The organism is Neolewinella marina, from assembly GCF_002631205.1.
In the GTDB taxonomy this organism is placed as follows: domain Bacteria; phylum Bacteroidota; class Bacteroidia; order Chitinophagales; family Saprospiraceae; genus Neolewinella; species Neolewinella marina.
In genome coordinates, this window is the sequence record NZ_PDLO01000002.1 from 347249 (window position 1) to 362399 (window position 15151).

Here is a 15151-nt window from a genome sequence, read left to right on the forward strand (position 1 = left end):
GCCGCAATCAACTTTTCCCTATACTTGCCGGCAAACGAAAATCGATCATGGTAGCAAGGAAATTAAGAATGGGAATGGTCGGTGGCGGCCGCGGGGCCTTCATCGGTGGCGTTCACCGCATCGCGGCGGCGATTGACCAGCAGATTGAACTGGTGTGCGGCGCCTTCAGCTCCGACCCCGAAAAGTCGCGGCTTTCCGGGGAGGATTTTTATCTGCCCGCCGACCGGGTATACGGCTCCTACGAGGAGATGATCCTGCGCGAAAAGGAACTGCCGGAGGGCGAACGGATGGACTTCATCTCTATTGTAACCCCCAACCACGTCCACTTCGGCCCCGCCAAGCTGGCCCTGGAGAACGGATTCCACGTGGTGTGCGACAAACCCCTTGCTTTCAGCGTCGATGAGGCCCGCCAGCTGGTTGACCTGGTGGAGAAGTCCGGACTGGTCTTTGCCCTCACCCACAACTACACCGGTTACCCCATGGTAAAGCAGGCCCGGGCCATGATCCGCGAAGGCAAGCTCGGCAAGATCCGCAAGGTAGTGGTCGAATACCCCCAGGGGTGGCTGGCCAACGCCAAGGAGGAAACCGACAACAAACAGGCCAGCTGGCGGACGGACCCCAGCAAGTCCGGCCTCGGAGGTGCCATGGGCGACATCGGCACCCACGCCGAGAACCTGGCCGAGTACGTCACTAACCTGAAGATCACCGAGGTATGCGCCGACCTGACGGCCTTCGTGGAGGGCCGCCGGCTCGACGACGACGCCAACATCCTGCTGCACTTCGAGGGCGGCGCCAAGGGGGTACTGCACTGCTCCCAGATCGCCGTGGGAGAAGAGAACGGCCTCAACATCCGCGTGTGGGGGGAAACGGGTGGCTTGGAGTGGCACCAGCAGGAACCCAATACCCTGATCTACAAGCGCCACGAACAGCCCGCCATCCACTACCGCACCGGCGTGGGTGAGCTTGACCCCGCCGCCGTAGCTGCCCAGCGGGTGCCGCCCCCGGGTCACCCCGAAGGTTACCTGGAGGCCTTCGCCAACATCTACAAGAACTTCGCCGCCACCGTCCGCGCCCGTATGGAAGGCCGGGAGCCCACCGACATCGAGAGCGACTTCCCGACGGTTTACGACGGACTGCGGGGCATGCGCTTCGTTGAGGTAGTAGTGGAAAACTCCCGCAGCGGAGAGAAATGGAGCCGCTTGTAGGCTAGGCCCACTTGACATAAACAATCAAGGGGAGGATGCCCGGGGAACGATTACACCGTTCCCCGCCGGGCATCCTCCCCTTTTTGTTGGGGGTAGCCGCTGCGGCCTATCGGCTGATCAGCTTTTCCTGGAGATCCTCAAGCTCCACGCCCTTGGTTTCCGGCATCAGGAAGTAGACGAAGGCCAGCTGCCCCACCATGCAAAGGGCGAAGAGGGCAAAGATGGGCCCCTCCCCGAAGGTGCTGGCCAGGAAGGGGAAGTTGCCGCCGATCAGGGCGGCGAAGATCCAGTGGGTCGTACTGCCCAGGGAAGCCCCGAGGCCGCGGACTTCGTTGCCGAAGATCTCGCTGATGAACACCCAGATGACGGCCCCCTGCCCGATGGCGTGGCTGGCGATGAAGACGAACAGCCAGATGGGTACGATAAGGCCCTCCAGGTTACCGGTGAAGAAGGCCCAGGAAACCGCCGACAGGGAAATGATGTAGCCCAAGGAGCCGATGTACATCAGGTTCTTGCGGCCGCTGCGGTCGATCAGGTACATCCCGATGAAGGTGAACAGTACGTTGACCACCCCGATGCCCACCGATGACAAAAAGGCGCTCTCGGTACCCAGGCTGGCGGCCTCGAAGATGCGGGGGGCGTAGTAGATCACGGCGTTGATGCCCGATACCTGGTTGAAGAAGGCGAAGAGAAAGGCGTAGAGGATCGGCCGGTTATACTTGCCGCTGAAGAAGGTGCTGAGCGCCACGGTTTCCTGGGTGGTATTGGAGGCCTCGATGCGCTTGAGCTCGTAGTCGGCCGTGGACGGGTCGATGCGCATCAGCACGTCGAGGGCCTCGTCGCGGTTGCCGGCCTTGGTGAGGAGCCAGCGCGGACTGCGGGGTACAAAGAACAGCAGTACCAGGAACATCAGGGCCGGTACCACCTCGACGCCGAGCATTAGCCGCCAGTCGACGCCGTCGGTGGCGTTCACGATCAGGTAATTGCTGAAGTAGGCCACGAGGATACCAATTACGAGATTCAGCTGGAAGGCCGCCACCAACTGCCCGCGCTGGTTGGCGGGGGCTACCTCGGTAATGTAGAGGGGGGCTACCACCGAGCTGGCACCTACCCCCAGTCCACCCAGGAAGCGGAAGATGTTCAGCTGGAGGGGGTCGGCCGCCAGGGCCGAGCCCGCCGCGGAGACTAGGTATAGAATGGCAATGGCGATGAGGGTGACCTTCCGCCCGTAGCGGTCGGCCGGCACGCCCCCGAAGATGGCCCCGATGATGGTACCGTAGAGGGCCATGGCCACGATCTGCCCGATGGCCAGGTCGCTGAGCCCGAATTCCGCCTGGATGGCGCGTTCGGCACCGCTGATGACGGCGGTATCGAATCCAAATAGAAAGCCCCCGAGGGCAACGGTGATGGCCCAGGTCCAGACGCGTGCGGTATTCATTCTGAGTGTTTCTGCCGATACGGAATATTCCGCATCCCCGTAAATGTAGCAGTTTGGATCAGTTGGCGGGAATTTCGGCGAATTAATAGTGGATTAACCTCCACCGCCCAAGGGGCAAACTTGGCTACCTTGGGCACCATGAAAGCCATTTTGACCCTCCTGCTCTTCCTGCCGCTGTGGCTCACCGCCCAACAGGTCACCTACCTACACTGCGGCCGCCTGATCGACGGCGAAAATGAATCCGTACAGAACCAGAAGACGGTCATCATTACCGACGGTACCATCACCGCAGTACAGGACGGCTACGCCCGCCCCCCCGCCGGCGCCAATGTAGTCGACCTCAAGGACCGCACCGTCATGCCCGGCCTGATCGACCTCCACGTCCACATTGAAGGGGAAAGCAATCCCCGGGCCTATATGGAAGAGTTTACCCTCGACCCGGCCGACGTGGCCCTGCGCGCCACCGCCTACTGTGAAAAAACCCTGAAGGCCGGATTCACTACCGTGCGCGACCTCGGCGGCAGCGGGGTGAACGTGAGCCTGCGCGACGCCATCAACCGCGGCTACATCACCGGCCCCCGCATCTACACGGCCGAGAAAGCCATCGGCACCACCGGCGGCCACGCCGACCCCAGCAACGGCCGCAACCGGGAACTCTCCTTCGACGCCGGTCCGGAGCAGGGGGTAATCAACGGCCCCGAGGAAGCCTACCACGCCGTGCGTACCCGCTACAAGAACGGGGCCGACTGCATCAAGATCACCGCCACGGGCGGGGTGCTCAGCGTGGCCAAGGACGGCTCCGGCCCCCAGTTTACCCAGGAGGAAATCGAGGCCATCGTGGCCGCCGCGCGGGACTACGGCATGCACACCGCCGCCCACGCCCACGGTACGGAGGGCATGAAGCGGGCCATCCGGGCCGGCATCACTACCATCGAGCACGGCAGCCTGATGGACGAGGAGGTAATGGACCTGATGGTCGAACACGGCACCTACTACGTCCCCACCCTGAGCGCCGGCACCTTCGTGGCCGAAAAGGCCAAGGTGGAGGGGTACTTCCCCGCCATCATCGTACCCAAGGCCCTCAGCATCGGCCAGGAATTGCGGGAAACCTTTGAGAAGGCTTACGCCCGCGGGGTGAAAATCGCCTTCGGCACCGATAGCGGCGTGAGCCCCCACGGCGACAACGCCCGGGAGTTCATCTATATGGTCGAAGCCGGTGTCCCGCCCCTGGCCGCCATCCGCTCGGCCACCGTTACCGCCGCGGAGGTACTGGGCCGGGCCGACGACCTGGGCCGCATCCGGCCGGGTTACGTCGCCGATATCGTGGCCGTGCCCGGCAATCCCGCCACCGACATCAGTACGATGACGGAAGTGAACTTCGTCATGAAGGAAGGAAAGGTAATCGAGTAGGGCTACTGGGGGACCAACCCGAACCGGCGCTGGCGCACAATCGCCCGCCCTGGCACCCGCGCACCGCCGCCCCCGGCAGCCGTCGTATCGCTGGCCGGATAATGCTCCAGCCGGTAGTCGCCCCCCTCGGGTACCAGGGTCCACCCCGCCTGCCGGAAATAAGGCAGGGCCGTGCTGAGCTCGCTCTCGTCGGCCTCGTCGGGCCACTGCAGGGTGGACGGGGTCACGCCCGCCGCCTCCAGCAGGTCGTTGGGCCAGGAACGCTCCACCTCCAGGTAGGGGTACACCTGCACCCAGAAGAACATGACGGTGAGCAGGCCGGACAGAATGGCTCCGCCCAGGGCAAAGTCGCGCCGGTCGCCAAAGACCCCCAGCACCCCCAGCAAACTGAAGATCCAGTAGGCCCCGGCCATCCCGAGGGCCGCCCGGAAGCCTGCTCCGGGGAAGGCGATGCCCCCGCCTGCCAGGATCAGGAACGCTCCGGCGAAGGCCAGGACCAGGTGGAGTACCGAAACGGTCTTGACCCAGTCTTTCCAGGGGTAGTTCGGCTCCCGGAAGTAGAGCTGCATCTGCTTGCCGGCCAGCAGGGCCACCAGGAACATGAAGAGCAGCGACTGCGCCAGCAGGGTGACCACCAGCGCCATGCCCACCAGCAGGGAGAATTGCTCGAATTGGCGCCCCTTGAACACCAGGTCGCGCACCCCGGCCACCACCCAGCCGGCCAGCGGAAGCATGCCCAGGAGTCCGTAAAAGAGGAGGTCGAGCACGCGACTGTCCTCCTGCCCGTAGAACCAGTAGGTACTGGCCCCCTGGGGGCCCTGCACCACCAGCACCAGGCAGCTGATGCCCACGGAGATGACCGCCGGCAACTGCCAGTCGTAGTCGGTACGCTGGAAGACGGCCAGCACCACCAACATGAGCGACAGCAGCAGGGTGGATACGGGAGCGGCAATGGCCCCCAGCAGGACGAATACCCCGAAGGGGAACAGCTTATTCTTGTCGCGGGCCAGGCCGTAGAGCAGCACCGTCCACAGCATCCCCGAATGCCCCAGCAGGGCCAGGGTGTCGGCCGTGGCCACCTTGCCGAAGAAGGGCAAAAAGAAGGAGGCCCCGGCGCAAAGCAGCGCCAGCTGGCTCACAGTGTGGCCGAACAGCCGGCCCGCCCAGCGGTAGGTGAAGAAGGCGGCCAGCACCAGCCAAAAGGCCGACAGCAGTCGGGGGAAGAGGAAAACCGCGTCGGTATTGGCGTCGATGGCCTGTCCCAGCGGCATCAGGGCGTGGTTGACGGCCGCGGGCAGGTAATCTCCCCAGCCGGCGTCCAGGGCGCGGGCCAGGGCGTACCCTTCCCCACCCGGCCAAGCGGTGATGACGTCGAGGCGGACCACCAGGGCGGCCAGGAAGAAGAAGGCCGACATCCAGGTGAAGAAGCGCCAGCGGCTGGATACCGCCGGTTCGGTGGCCGGGGCGGTAGCGGGGGTAGTCTGTGGCTTGCGCCTTTTCTTTTTGCTCACCGGGTAATGCGTTCGCCGTTCTTGATCAGGAACTCTTCGGCCAGGGACAGGAAGTTCTTGGCTCCCCGGCTGCCGGCGTTGATCATCACCACGGGCAGGTGCATGTTCGGGGCCTCGCTGATGCGGGCGTTGCGGTGGATGATGGTCTTGAAGGCTTCGTCGCCGAAGTTTTCCCGCACCCGCTCCACCACCATATTGGCCAGCCGCAGCCGCTGGTCGTACATGCTCAGCAGTATCCCTTCCAGTTCCAGGCGGGGGTTGAGCTGCTGCTGCACCAGCTTGATGGTGTTCTGCAACTTGTTGAGTCCCTCCAGGGCGAAGTATTCGCACTGTACGGGGATGAGCACCGAGTCGGCCGCCGTCAGGGCGTTGATGGTCAGCAGCCCCAGGCTCGGCAGGCAGTCGATCAGTATATAATCGTAGTAGCTGCGCAGCGGCTCGATGATGTTGTTCTTCATCACGTCCTCCCGGCGGAAGCGGTTGATGAGTTCCACCTCGGCCCCTACCAGGTTGATGCTGGAGGGCAGGATGTGCAGGTTGGGGGTTTCGGTTTCGTAGATCACCTCGTTCACGTCGAGGTTGTTGATCATCACGTCGTAGATGCTGGCCTCCACTTCCTCGGCCGGAATACCCACGCCGCTGGTGGCATTCGCCTGGGGATCGGCATCCACGATGAGCACTTTGCGCTCCAGGATGGCCAGAGAAGCCCCCAGGTTTATGGTCGTGGTGGTCTTCCCCACCCCACCCTTTTGGTTCGCAATCGCTACTACTTTCGCCATGGCCGCGAAGGTACGGCAAAGGACCAAAGGTGAAGGAGCCTGCCGTACGAAATGGTGACCGGTGGGTTTTCCGTCCGCCAGACGGCGGCGGCGCGCGGGTGCCGGGGGAAGTATAACGGCCCACCCCGCCAACAGGAAACCCTTCCCGTCATTCAACCAGGGCTGCCTCTTGGTGTTAACAACCTCCGAACGCAAGCTAAAACTATGGGCAGGAACGGCCGCAAAATGATTTACAAGACGCCGGAAGAGATCGAGCGCAGCCGCGCCGCCTGCCTGCTGGTGTGCCGCACCCTCACCGAGGTGGGCAAGATGCTCCGCCCCGGCCTGACGGGAAAGGAGATCGACACCTTCGCCGAGGAATTTATCCGCGACAACGGCGCCGTCCCCGGCTTCAAGGGACTCTACGGCTGCCCCTCCACCCTGCTGGTGAGCCGCAACGAGGAAGTGGTCCACGGACTGCCCACCGAGGAGCAGGTGTTCCAGGACGGCGACATTCTGTCCATCGACTGCGGTACCGTGGTCGATGAATTCTACGGGGACGCGGCCTACACCTTCTGCGTGGGCGACGTGGCCGAAGAGACCATGGAACTCTGCCGCCGCACCAAGCACAGCCTGTACCTGGGCATCGACGCGGCCCGCGCCGGCAAACGGGTGGGCGACATCAGCCACGCCGTCCAGCACTACACCGAGCGGGAATCCGGCTATGGGGCCGTGCGCGAACTGGTGGGCCACGGACTGGGCCGCAGCCTCCACGAGGCGCCCGACGTACCCAACTTCGGCAAGCGCGGCCGGGGTCCATTATTAAAGGCCGGACTGATCATCGCCATTGAGCCCATGATCACCCTGGGCAAGCGCAACGTCGTCAGCCGGGAGGACGGATGGACCATCGTGACCATCGACGGCAGCCCCGCGGCCCACTACGAGCACTCCATTGCCATCAGCCCGGACGGGGCCCCCGCCGACCTGATGAGCGACCACCGCCCCATCGAGGAGGCCATCCGCAATAACCCCAATCTGAAGTACGTCGACAACCTCGATGAGGAATTGGTAGCCATTTATCAGCCGGCCGTCGTGGCCTAGTGGGGCCCTCATTCGCGGGGGTAGTCAACTCTTTGTGCTTGCCGGGCCTTTACTATATGAAAATAGCTTTGCGAACCTTTGGGTTGGTAAGAAAATAATCTTACCTTTGCCCTCCGAAATTTAAAACATGTCCAAAAAAGACCTGATCAAGCAGGATGGCGTGATTGAAGAAGCCCTCTCGAACGCGATGTTCCGGGTGCGGCTAGAAAACGACCACGAAATCAAGGCGACGATCTCCGGAAAGATGCGGATGCACTACATCAAAATCCTTCCAGGAGACAAGGTAGCGGTGGAGATGAGTCCCTACGATCTGAGTCGCGGACGCATTACCTACCGGTACAAATAAACCCGCTGCACTGCCGCTGGTCGTAAATCCCTTTTCCTATGAAAGTCAGACCCTCCGTCAAGAAGCGTTCGGCCGATTGCAAGATCGTCCGTCGCAAGGGCAAAGTTTACATCATTAACAAGAAGAACCCCAAGTTCAAGCAACGTCAGGGATAAGCTAAGCTAGAGTTACTATGGCAAGAATTGCAGGAGTAGATCTGCCGCGTAACAAGCGCGGCATCATCAGCCTGACCTACGTCTTCGGCGTAGGCAGCACCCGCGCCGGGGAGATCCTCGACCGCGCAGGAGTGGACCACGACACGAAGGTGCAGGATTGGTCCGACGAAGACATTCGTACCATCTCCAACCTCATTACCAATGAGTACAAGGTGGAAGGAGACCTCCGTACGGAAGTCCAGACCAACATCAAGCGTCTGATGGACATCGGCTGTTACCGTGGCCTGCGCCACCGCAAGGGCCTGCCCCTCCGCGGACAGCGCACCCAGACTAACGCCCGTACCCGGAAAGGCAAGCGGAAGACTGTAGCGAACAAGAAAAAAGCGACTAAGTAATGGCTAAAAGACAGGCAAGCAGCCGCGTTGCCAAAAAGCGGAAGGTAAAAGTTGATAACGAAGGACTGGCCTACATCCAGGCGACCTTCAACAACATCATCATTTCGATCACCAACAAGCAGGGTGACGTCATCAGCTGGGGCAGTGCCGGTAAGGAGAAATTCCGCGGCAGCAAGAAAAGCACCCCTTACGCCGCTCAGGTGGCCTCTGGTAACGCCGCCCGCGTGGCTTACGAAGCCGGTCTGCGCGTGGTTGAAGTGTACGTAAAGGGCCCCGGCAGTGGTCGGGAAGCCGCCATCCGTGCCATCGACGGCGCCGGCATCCGCGTATCCAAGATCAAGGACGTAACCCCCATGCCCCACAACGGCTGCCGTCCTCCGAAGCGCCGCCGCGTCTAATTCCGGTGCGTTTTCCGGGCTTGCCACTCCCCCTCCGGTAGTGGCAAGACGCTATTCCATCTCCCGCCCCGGAGGAGATATTCAGCAACAACTAAAGACATCACGTCACTATGGCTAGATATACTGGTCCCAAGGCTAAAAAAGCCCGTGCGTTAGGCGAACCGATTTTCGGATACAGCCGCGCCTTCGAACGTAAAAAATACAAGCCCGGTCAGCACGGCAACAGCCGCGGCCGTCGCCGTCAGCCTTCTGACTACAAGCTCCAGCTCACGGAGAAGCAAAAGGCCAAGTACACCTACGGGGTACTCGAGCGCCAGTTCCGCAACCTGTTCGAGAAGGCCGCCGCCTCGCGGGGTGTCACCGGTGAGTTGCTGCTGCAGTTCCTGGAGGCCCGCCTGGACAACATCGTCTTCCGCCTCGGCCTGGCCCCCACCCGTCGCGCCGCCCGCCAGCTGGTGAGCCACCGCCACATCATGGTCAATGGCCGCCTCAACAACATCCCCAGCACCCAGATCCGCCCCGGAGACGTAGTCTCGGTACGCGGTAAGTCGCAGGGCCTGGACGTCATCCGCGACACCATGAACGGCAAGAGCGACGTGCGCAGCCACGGCTGGCTCTCGTTCAACCCCGAGAAGATGGAAGGTACCTTCCTCGACTACCCCGAGCGCGAGAACATCCCCGAGAAGATCAACACCCAGTTGATCGTCGAACTCTACTCGAAGTAATTTTTGGATAGGGGTGGCCGTGACCACCACCGGGCTTCGGCCACCCCTCTTCGCCCTGATTCGGTCACGTACCGGTTGGGGCAAACTAATTTTTATAGTCCTGGTGTTGTTGCTCCGCCTCCCCGCGGCCATAATGCACTCTAAGTCAGATAAATAACGTATGAGCAGTATCCTAAATTTCCAGAAGCCGGACAAGATCACGATGCAGAAGTCGGACGACTTCCACGGCAACTTCGAATTTAAGCCCCTGGAACCTGGGTTCGGCCAGACCATCGGTAACTCCCTGCGTCGGGTGCTGCTCAGCAGCCTCGAAGGATTTGCCATTTCCGCCGTGCGTATCGCCGGTGTCGACCACGAGTTCGGCACCATCCGTGGTGTGGTAGAAGACGTCGTTGAGATCATCCTCAACCTCAAGCAGGTCCGCCTCAAGCAGACCATTGAGAACGACGACATGGAGGAGGAGAAGATCTACCTCACCATCAGCGGCAAGGAGCAGTTCACCGCGGCCGACATCGACGAGCACACCAACGTGTTCAAGGTGATGAACCCCGACCTGGTCCTCTGCACCATGGAGCCCTTCGTCAACCTGGAAGTCGAGCTCACCGTCACCAAGGGCTACGGTTACATCCCCGCGGATGAGAACCTGCCCAAGAACGCCCCCATCGGCGTGATCCCCGTAGATGCCATCTACACCCCCATCAAGAACGTCGCCTACCGCGTGGAGTCCACCCGCGTTGGCCAGCGTACCGACTACGAGAACCTGATCCTGGAGGTCAAGACCGACGGCACCATCCACCCCGAGGACGCCGTACGGGAAGCCGCCCGCATCCTGATCCAGCACCTGATGCTGATCACCGATGAGCCCATCGAGTTCCAGAGCACCGGTACCCGTGAGGAAACCATCGTCGACGAGCACATCCTGCACATGCGCAAGCTGCTCAAGACGAGCCTCGAGGACCTCGACCTCTCGGTACGCGCCTACAACTGCCTCAAGGCCGCCAAGATCAACAGCCTCGGTGAACTGGTCCGCTACGACACCCACGAACTGCTCAAGTTCCGCAACTTCGGTAAGAAATCCCTCGTGGAGATCGAAGAGCTGCTGGTCGAGAAAGGCCTCACCTTCGGCATGGACCTGAGCAAGTACAAGCTGGACGAAGAGTAAGGAGGAGGGTTTTAGTGCTTTAGTCTTTTAGTTCTATAGACTACCCGCCTAAAGAACTAAAAGACTAAAGAACTAATAGCCTAAAGCACTAACCTCCTCCCCGGGTCATCGCATCGCGATGTAGTTTTTTTTAAAACACCACGGCATTAACCCCTCCCCCTCGCGGTTGCCCGATCCGCACAAGAGCGTGAGGTGAGTGTTGTCGGCAAATTTTCCTGACATGCGTCACGGTAAGAAGTTTAACCATTTGGGTCGCAAGAGCGCCCACCGTAAGGCCCTGCTCCGCAACCTTACCATTGCGTTGATCACCCACAAGCGGATCAACACCACCCTGGCCAAGGCCAAGGCCCTGCGTACTTTCGCCGAGCCCCTGGTAACCAAGGCCAAGACCAACGACACCCACAACCGTCGTACGGTATTCAGCTACCTGCAGAACAAGGACGCCGTAAACGAGCTCTTCAGCACGGTTGCCGAGAAGGTAGGAGACCGCCCCGGTGGTTACCTGCGCGTCATCAAGACCGGTTTCCGGTTGGGCGACGGTGCCGAAACGGCGATGATCGAGTTCGTTGACTTCAACGAAGTCTACAACAAGGACGCCGACAAGTCGAAAGGCCGCACCCGCCGCAGCCGCCGCCGTCGTGGAGGAAGCGGAAACACCGCCAACGCCAAGACCGAAACCACCGGTACCAAGGAAGCTGCCGCCGCAACCACCGCTGCCGCCGCCACCAAGGAGACCAAAGCAGGGAACGAGGAAGAGTAACTTCTCCCAATCCAGCGATAGACAAGCCCGGAACGCCCAGCGTTCCGGGCTTTTTGCGTCGGGGGCAACTCTGCTGCCGTTTAACGGTTGGTACACGAAATATTCAGCATGGAAATCGGATTGGACAGTTTCGGATCGGCGGTGCTCGATGAGAACACCGGCGCGGTACTCCACGCCGAGCGGTCGATGACGGAGTTGCTCGACCGCATCGCCCACGCCGACCGCATGGGGCTCGACGTCTTCGGGATGGGAGAACACCACCGGCCGGACTATTTTGACTCCTCCCCCGTAACCATTCTCGCCGCGGCGGCCGCCCGCACGGAGCGCATCAAGCTGACCAGCGCAGTCACCGTACTCAGCGCCGCCGACCCGGTACGGGTATTTCAGGCCTTTGCCACCCTCGACCTGATCTCCCGGGGACGCACGGAGATGACCGTAGGCCGCGGTTCCTTCATCGATGCCTTCCCCCTGTTCGGCTACGACCTGGCACACTACGATGAGCTCTTCACCGAGAAACTGGATCTGCTGCTCCAGATCCGCGACAACCGCCGGGTAACCTGGTCGGGTCGCTTCCGCCCGGCGCTGAACGACCAACCCATCTACCCCCGTCCGGCGCAGGATCCCCTGCCCATCTGGCTGGGGGTAGGCGGCACGCCGGCTTCCTTTTCCCGGGCGGGCACCCTCGGGCTGCCACTGATGGTGGCCGTCATCGGCGGGGAAACCCACCGCTTCCGCCCCCTGGTGGACCGCTACCGGGAAGCCTGGCACGCCGCCGGTCACGACCCCGCGGGCATGCGGGTGGGCCTGCATTCCCTCGGTTACGTGGCGGAAACCACGGAGCAGGCCGTGGAAGACTTCTACCCCGGCCACACCCGCACCATGAACAAGATCGGCCGCGAGCGTGGCTGGAGGCCCCAGAGCCGGCCCCATTTCGACGCCCAGCGCGGCCCCCTCGGCGCCCTGCTCGTGGGCGGCCCGGAGGAAGTGGCGGAAAAGATCCTGCGCCACTCCGAGGCCCTCGGCGGCATCGACCGGCTCACCTTCCAGATGGACAGCGCCGAACTCAGCCACCAACAGCGCCTGCGGGCCATCGAGCTCATCGGCCAGGAGGTGGCTCCCCGCGTGAAGGCTGCGCAGTTCGTCTGAGTCTTCCCTTCCATACCCCATACCTACTGATTGCGTGAATACTCCCCTGCAAAGCCGCACCCTGCTCATCCTGGTCCTGGGTTCCCTGACCACCATTGGTCCATTGTCGATCGACATGTACCTCCCCGCCTTCGGCGGCATCGCTGCGGACTTGTCCACGGACATCAGCCAGGTTTCCCTGTCGTTGTCGAGCTTTTTCGTCGGGCTGGCCGTCGGTCAGCTCATCTACGGACCCCTGCTGGAGCGCTTTGGGCGCAAGCGGCCGATGTACATCGGACTGTTAATCTACGCCCTGAGCTCCGTAACCTGCGCCCTGGCGACCTCAGTGGAGGCCCTCATCATCTTCCGCTTCTTCCAGGCGCTGGGAGCCTGTGGTGGGCTGGTGGCCTCCCGCGCTATTGTCCGCGACCTCTTCGATACCCGGGAAATGGCAAAGGTGTTTTCCCTGCTGATGATGGTCATCGCCGTTTCACCAATCATCGCCCCTACCCTGGGCGGGTTCATCGCCGCGGCCTTTGGCTGGCGCTACGTATTTGGCATCCTGACGGGGATGTCGTTGCTGATCCTCACCGGCGCCTACTTCCTCCTGGCCGGCTACGAGCGCAAAAACCGGGCGTATTCCCTGCGGCCCGCCGCTATCGGCCGGAACTATCTTTCCATCCTGACGGATGGCCACTTCATCCTCTACGCCCTCACCGGAGCCTTTTCCTCCGCCGGGCTTTACGCCTACATCAGTGGCTCGCCCCACCTCTACCTGGAACTTTATGGTATCACTGAACAGCAGTACGGCATTGTCTTCGCGGTGATCGCCGTGGGACTTGTCACGGCGACCCAGCTCAACAACCGCACCCTGCGGAAACGGTCCAGCGAGCGCATTGTCTTCCTGGCCCTGGCCGGTCAGTTCGCGGTAGCCATCCTCCTGCTTACCGACGCCCTCTCGGGCTACACCAACCTTTACCTTACCACGGGGCTCATCTTCTGCTACCTGTTTTGTCTCGGCTTCATTTTTCCCAATGCTTCTGCCCTGTCGCTCGACACCATGCGGCATACGGCGGGGAGTGCTTCGGCCCTGATGGGAGCGCTGCAGATGGCGGTGGGTGCCCTGGCTTCGGCCCTGGTGGGCATCCTGCAGGATGAGACGCCACTGTCGATGGCTGGCATGATGGCGCTGTGTGCCGGAGTGGCGCTGGTGCTCCTGAACCTGGGGAGCCGCCGTATTGCCGTGGCTTCCCGGCCTTCCTAGTCTATCTTGCCGCCATGTCAATTCGCTTTTCCCGCCTCGGCCACGTCCTTGCCTCCGCCGGAGCCGCCATCGGCGTGGCCAACCTGGTCATTTTCCCCTACCGGGTGCACTACTTCGGCGGCAGTGCCTACATCCTGGCGTTCGTGGCCTTCACCCTGCTGATGGGCATCCCCCTGATGGTGCTGGAAAATGCCATGGGCAAGCGCCGGGGTACCGACGCGGTTGCGGCCTTCGAATGGCCTGGCGCCTCCCGGAACTGGAAGCTGGTGGCCTGGCTGGGGATTCTGACGGCCATCATGGTGGCTTCCTTCTATCTCGTGCTCGCGGGCTGGACCCTCGAATACGTATGGAAGTACCTGACGGACTACGCCACGGTAGCCGCTACCCCCGCCGCACCGGCCTTCGGGGCCGCTATCGGCGACATCCCGCGGGCCCTGCTGTTTACGGGACTGTTTACCGCCCTGGTGTCGCTCGTTTGCAGCCGAGAGCTTTACGCTGGCATCGAGCGACTGGGGAAGTTTGCCATGCCGCTGCTGGGTATCCTGCTCATCTTTCTCATCGTATCCCTGCCCCTCCTGCGGCCCGAAGCGGTGGACTACGGTAACCTGCTGAAGTTTGACTGGCGGGGTCTGTTCGTGCCTACCGCCAACCGGGAGCTGGGGATTCTTCACGCCCTTGGCCAGGCCTTTTTCAGTCTCGGGCTCGGCGCGGTATCCATGCTCACCTTCGCCGCCCACGCCGACCGGGATACCGACGTGTTACGCGCCGCTCCGCAGATCGTCCACCTCGATACCGTGGTGGCCGTTCTCGGTGCCCTGCTGGTTGTGCCCCTTCTGGGGGGCGTGGAGGGCGACATTTATGGGGGGCCACCACTGGTGTTCATCAACCTCGTGGAGATCTTCAAGACCTACGGTCCGGCTGCCCAGTGGGTGGGGCTGCTGTTCTTCTTCCTGCTTGGGGTGGCCATCCTCACCTCGGCGGTTTCCCTGTTCGAGCCGGCCCTGCGCACCTTCACCGAGCGCTACGGATGGGAGCGCAGCTGGGGTGGCCCCGTGATCGGATTGGTGGTATTCATCCTCGCCGTGCCGGTGGTCATTTCCTGTTCCCCGGACGGCCCGGACTGGCTGACCAATTTCGCGGCCATGGGCGATCCCGGACTGGGCTACTTCAACTTCCTCCTGGAGTGGTTCGGCAGCATATCCCTGCTCGTGGGTGAATTACTGCTCTGCTGGTTCCTGCTGAAAGTATGGGGGTTACCGGCTTTCTTCGCGGAACTGGAGTACGGGGGGCACCCGGTTACGGTTGCCGACCGGCAGCGGCTCTCTTTCCAGTTCCGCTACGTCATCCCCATCGGCATTATCCTGCTGCTCCTGGCCAAGGCATGGACCATGCTGTAGC

At 62.0% G+C, this 15151-nt stretch carries 16 protein-coding genes; 13 read left to right on the plus strand and 3 right to left on the minus strand.

Translation table 11 applies throughout. From position 1 onward, the window contains the following. Nucleotides 1–47: 47 nt before the first annotated feature. Nucleotides 48–1205 (plus strand): Gfo/Idh/MocA family protein, encoded by a 1158-nt coding sequence (locus tag CGL56_RS06845; RefSeq protein ID WP_245184076.1) that lies wholly within the window; start codon nt 48–50, stop codon nt 1203–1205. A gap of 106 nt (nt 1206–1311) precedes the next feature. On the opposite strand, the gene CGL56_RS06850 is transcribed toward CGL56_RS06845, so the two are convergent. Next, nucleotides 1312–2730 (minus strand): sugar porter family MFS transporter, encoded by a 1419-nt coding sequence (locus CGL56_RS06850; protein WP_320056740.1) that lies wholly within the window; start codon nt 2728–2730, stop codon nt 1312–1314. 51 nt (nt 2731–2781) lie between these two features. On the opposite strand from CGL56_RS06850, the gene CGL56_RS06855 reads away from it, so the two are divergent. Then, nucleotides 2782–4053, plus strand: a complete 1272-nt coding sequence (locus CGL56_RS06855) for a metal-dependent hydrolase family protein (RefSeq protein ID WP_099105789.1) — start codon at nt 2782–2784, stop codon at nt 4051–4053. A 2-nt stretch (nt 4054–4055) separates the two neighbouring features. On the opposite strand, the gene CGL56_RS06860 is transcribed toward CGL56_RS06855, so the two are convergent. Beyond that, nucleotides 4056–5564, minus strand: coding sequence for a glycosyltransferase family protein (locus CGL56_RS06860; RefSeq protein ID WP_099105790.1), 1509 nt, complete (start codon nt 5562–5564; stop codon nt 4056–4058). After that, nucleotides 5561–6343, minus strand: coding sequence for a ParA family protein (locus CGL56_RS06865; RefSeq protein ID WP_099105791.1), 783 nt, complete (start codon nt 6341–6343; stop codon nt 5561–5563). Before CGL56_RS06865 ends, CGL56_RS06860 begins: the two co-directional genes overlap by 4 nt. A 225-nt stretch (nt 6344–6568) precedes the next feature. Here CGL56_RS06865 and map point away from each other — a divergent pair, with 225 nt between their 5' ends. From map to CGL56_RS06920, 11 genes are all read left to right on the plus strand, one after another. Continuing rightward, a complete protein-coding gene (gene map / locus CGL56_RS06870; RefSeq protein ID WP_099106084.1) occupies nt 6569–7423 on the plus strand; it encodes a type I methionyl aminopeptidase in 855 nt (284 codons plus the stop codon). Between the two features lie 127 nt (nt 7424–7550). Continuing rightward, nucleotides 7551–7769 (plus strand): translation initiation factor IF-1, encoded by a 219-nt coding sequence (gene infA, locus CGL56_RS06875; protein ID WP_099105792.1) that lies wholly within the window; start codon nt 7551–7553, stop codon nt 7767–7769. Nucleotides 7770–7807: 38 nt separating this feature from the next. After that, nucleotides 7808–7924, plus strand: coding sequence for a type B 50S ribosomal protein L36 (gene ykgO, locus CGL56_RS06880; RefSeq protein WP_072010990.1), 117 nt, complete (start codon nt 7808–7810; stop codon nt 7922–7924). A gap of 17 nt (nt 7925–7941) precedes the next feature. Further along, nucleotides 7942–8319 (plus strand): 30S ribosomal protein S13, encoded by a 378-nt coding sequence (gene rpsM / locus CGL56_RS06885; RefSeq protein WP_099105793.1) that lies wholly within the window; start codon nt 7942–7944, stop codon nt 8317–8319. Beyond that, nucleotides 8319–8717: a 30S ribosomal protein S11 gene (gene rpsK, locus CGL56_RS06890; protein WP_099105794.1), complete on the plus strand. Its 399-nt coding sequence runs from the start codon at nt 8319–8321 to the stop codon at nt 8715–8717. The genes rpsM and rpsK overlap by 1 nt, the downstream gene beginning before the upstream one ends. Before the next feature lie 110 nt (nt 8718–8827). Further along, on the plus strand, nt 8828–9442 hold the full coding sequence (rpsD, locus tag CGL56_RS06895) for a 30S ribosomal protein S4 (protein WP_099105795.1): 615 nt from the start codon (nt 8828–8830) through the stop codon (nt 9440–9442). Nucleotides 9443–9602: 160 nt separating this feature from the next. Next, nucleotides 9603–10604: a DNA-directed RNA polymerase subunit alpha gene (locus tag CGL56_RS06900; protein ID WP_099105796.1), complete on the plus strand. Its 1002-nt coding sequence runs from the start codon at nt 9603–9605 to the stop codon at nt 10602–10604. 220 nt (nt 10605–10824) lie between these two features. Continuing rightward, on the plus strand, nt 10825–11364 hold the full coding sequence (gene rplQ, locus CGL56_RS18620; protein WP_099105797.1) for a 50S ribosomal protein L17: 540 nt from the start codon (nt 10825–10827) through the stop codon (nt 11362–11364). Between the two features lie 108 nt (nt 11365–11472). Then, nucleotides 11473–12510, plus strand: a complete 1038-nt coding sequence (locus tag CGL56_RS06910; protein WP_099105798.1) for an LLM class flavin-dependent oxidoreductase — start codon at nt 11473–11475, stop codon at nt 12508–12510. A gap of 34 nt (nt 12511–12544) precedes the next feature. Next, entirely contained in the window at nt 12545–13753 is a 1209-nt protein-coding gene (locus CGL56_RS06915) for a multidrug effflux MFS transporter (protein ID WP_209280331.1), read from the plus strand. A gap of 14 nt (nt 13754–13767) precedes the next feature. Then, nucleotides 13768–15150 carry a sodium-dependent transporter gene (locus CGL56_RS06920; RefSeq protein WP_099105799.1) on the plus strand — a complete coding sequence of 461 codons (1383 nt, stop codon included), beginning with the start codon at nt 13768–13770 and terminating at the stop codon, nt 15148–15150. Nucleotide 15151: the final 1 nt, after the last annotated feature.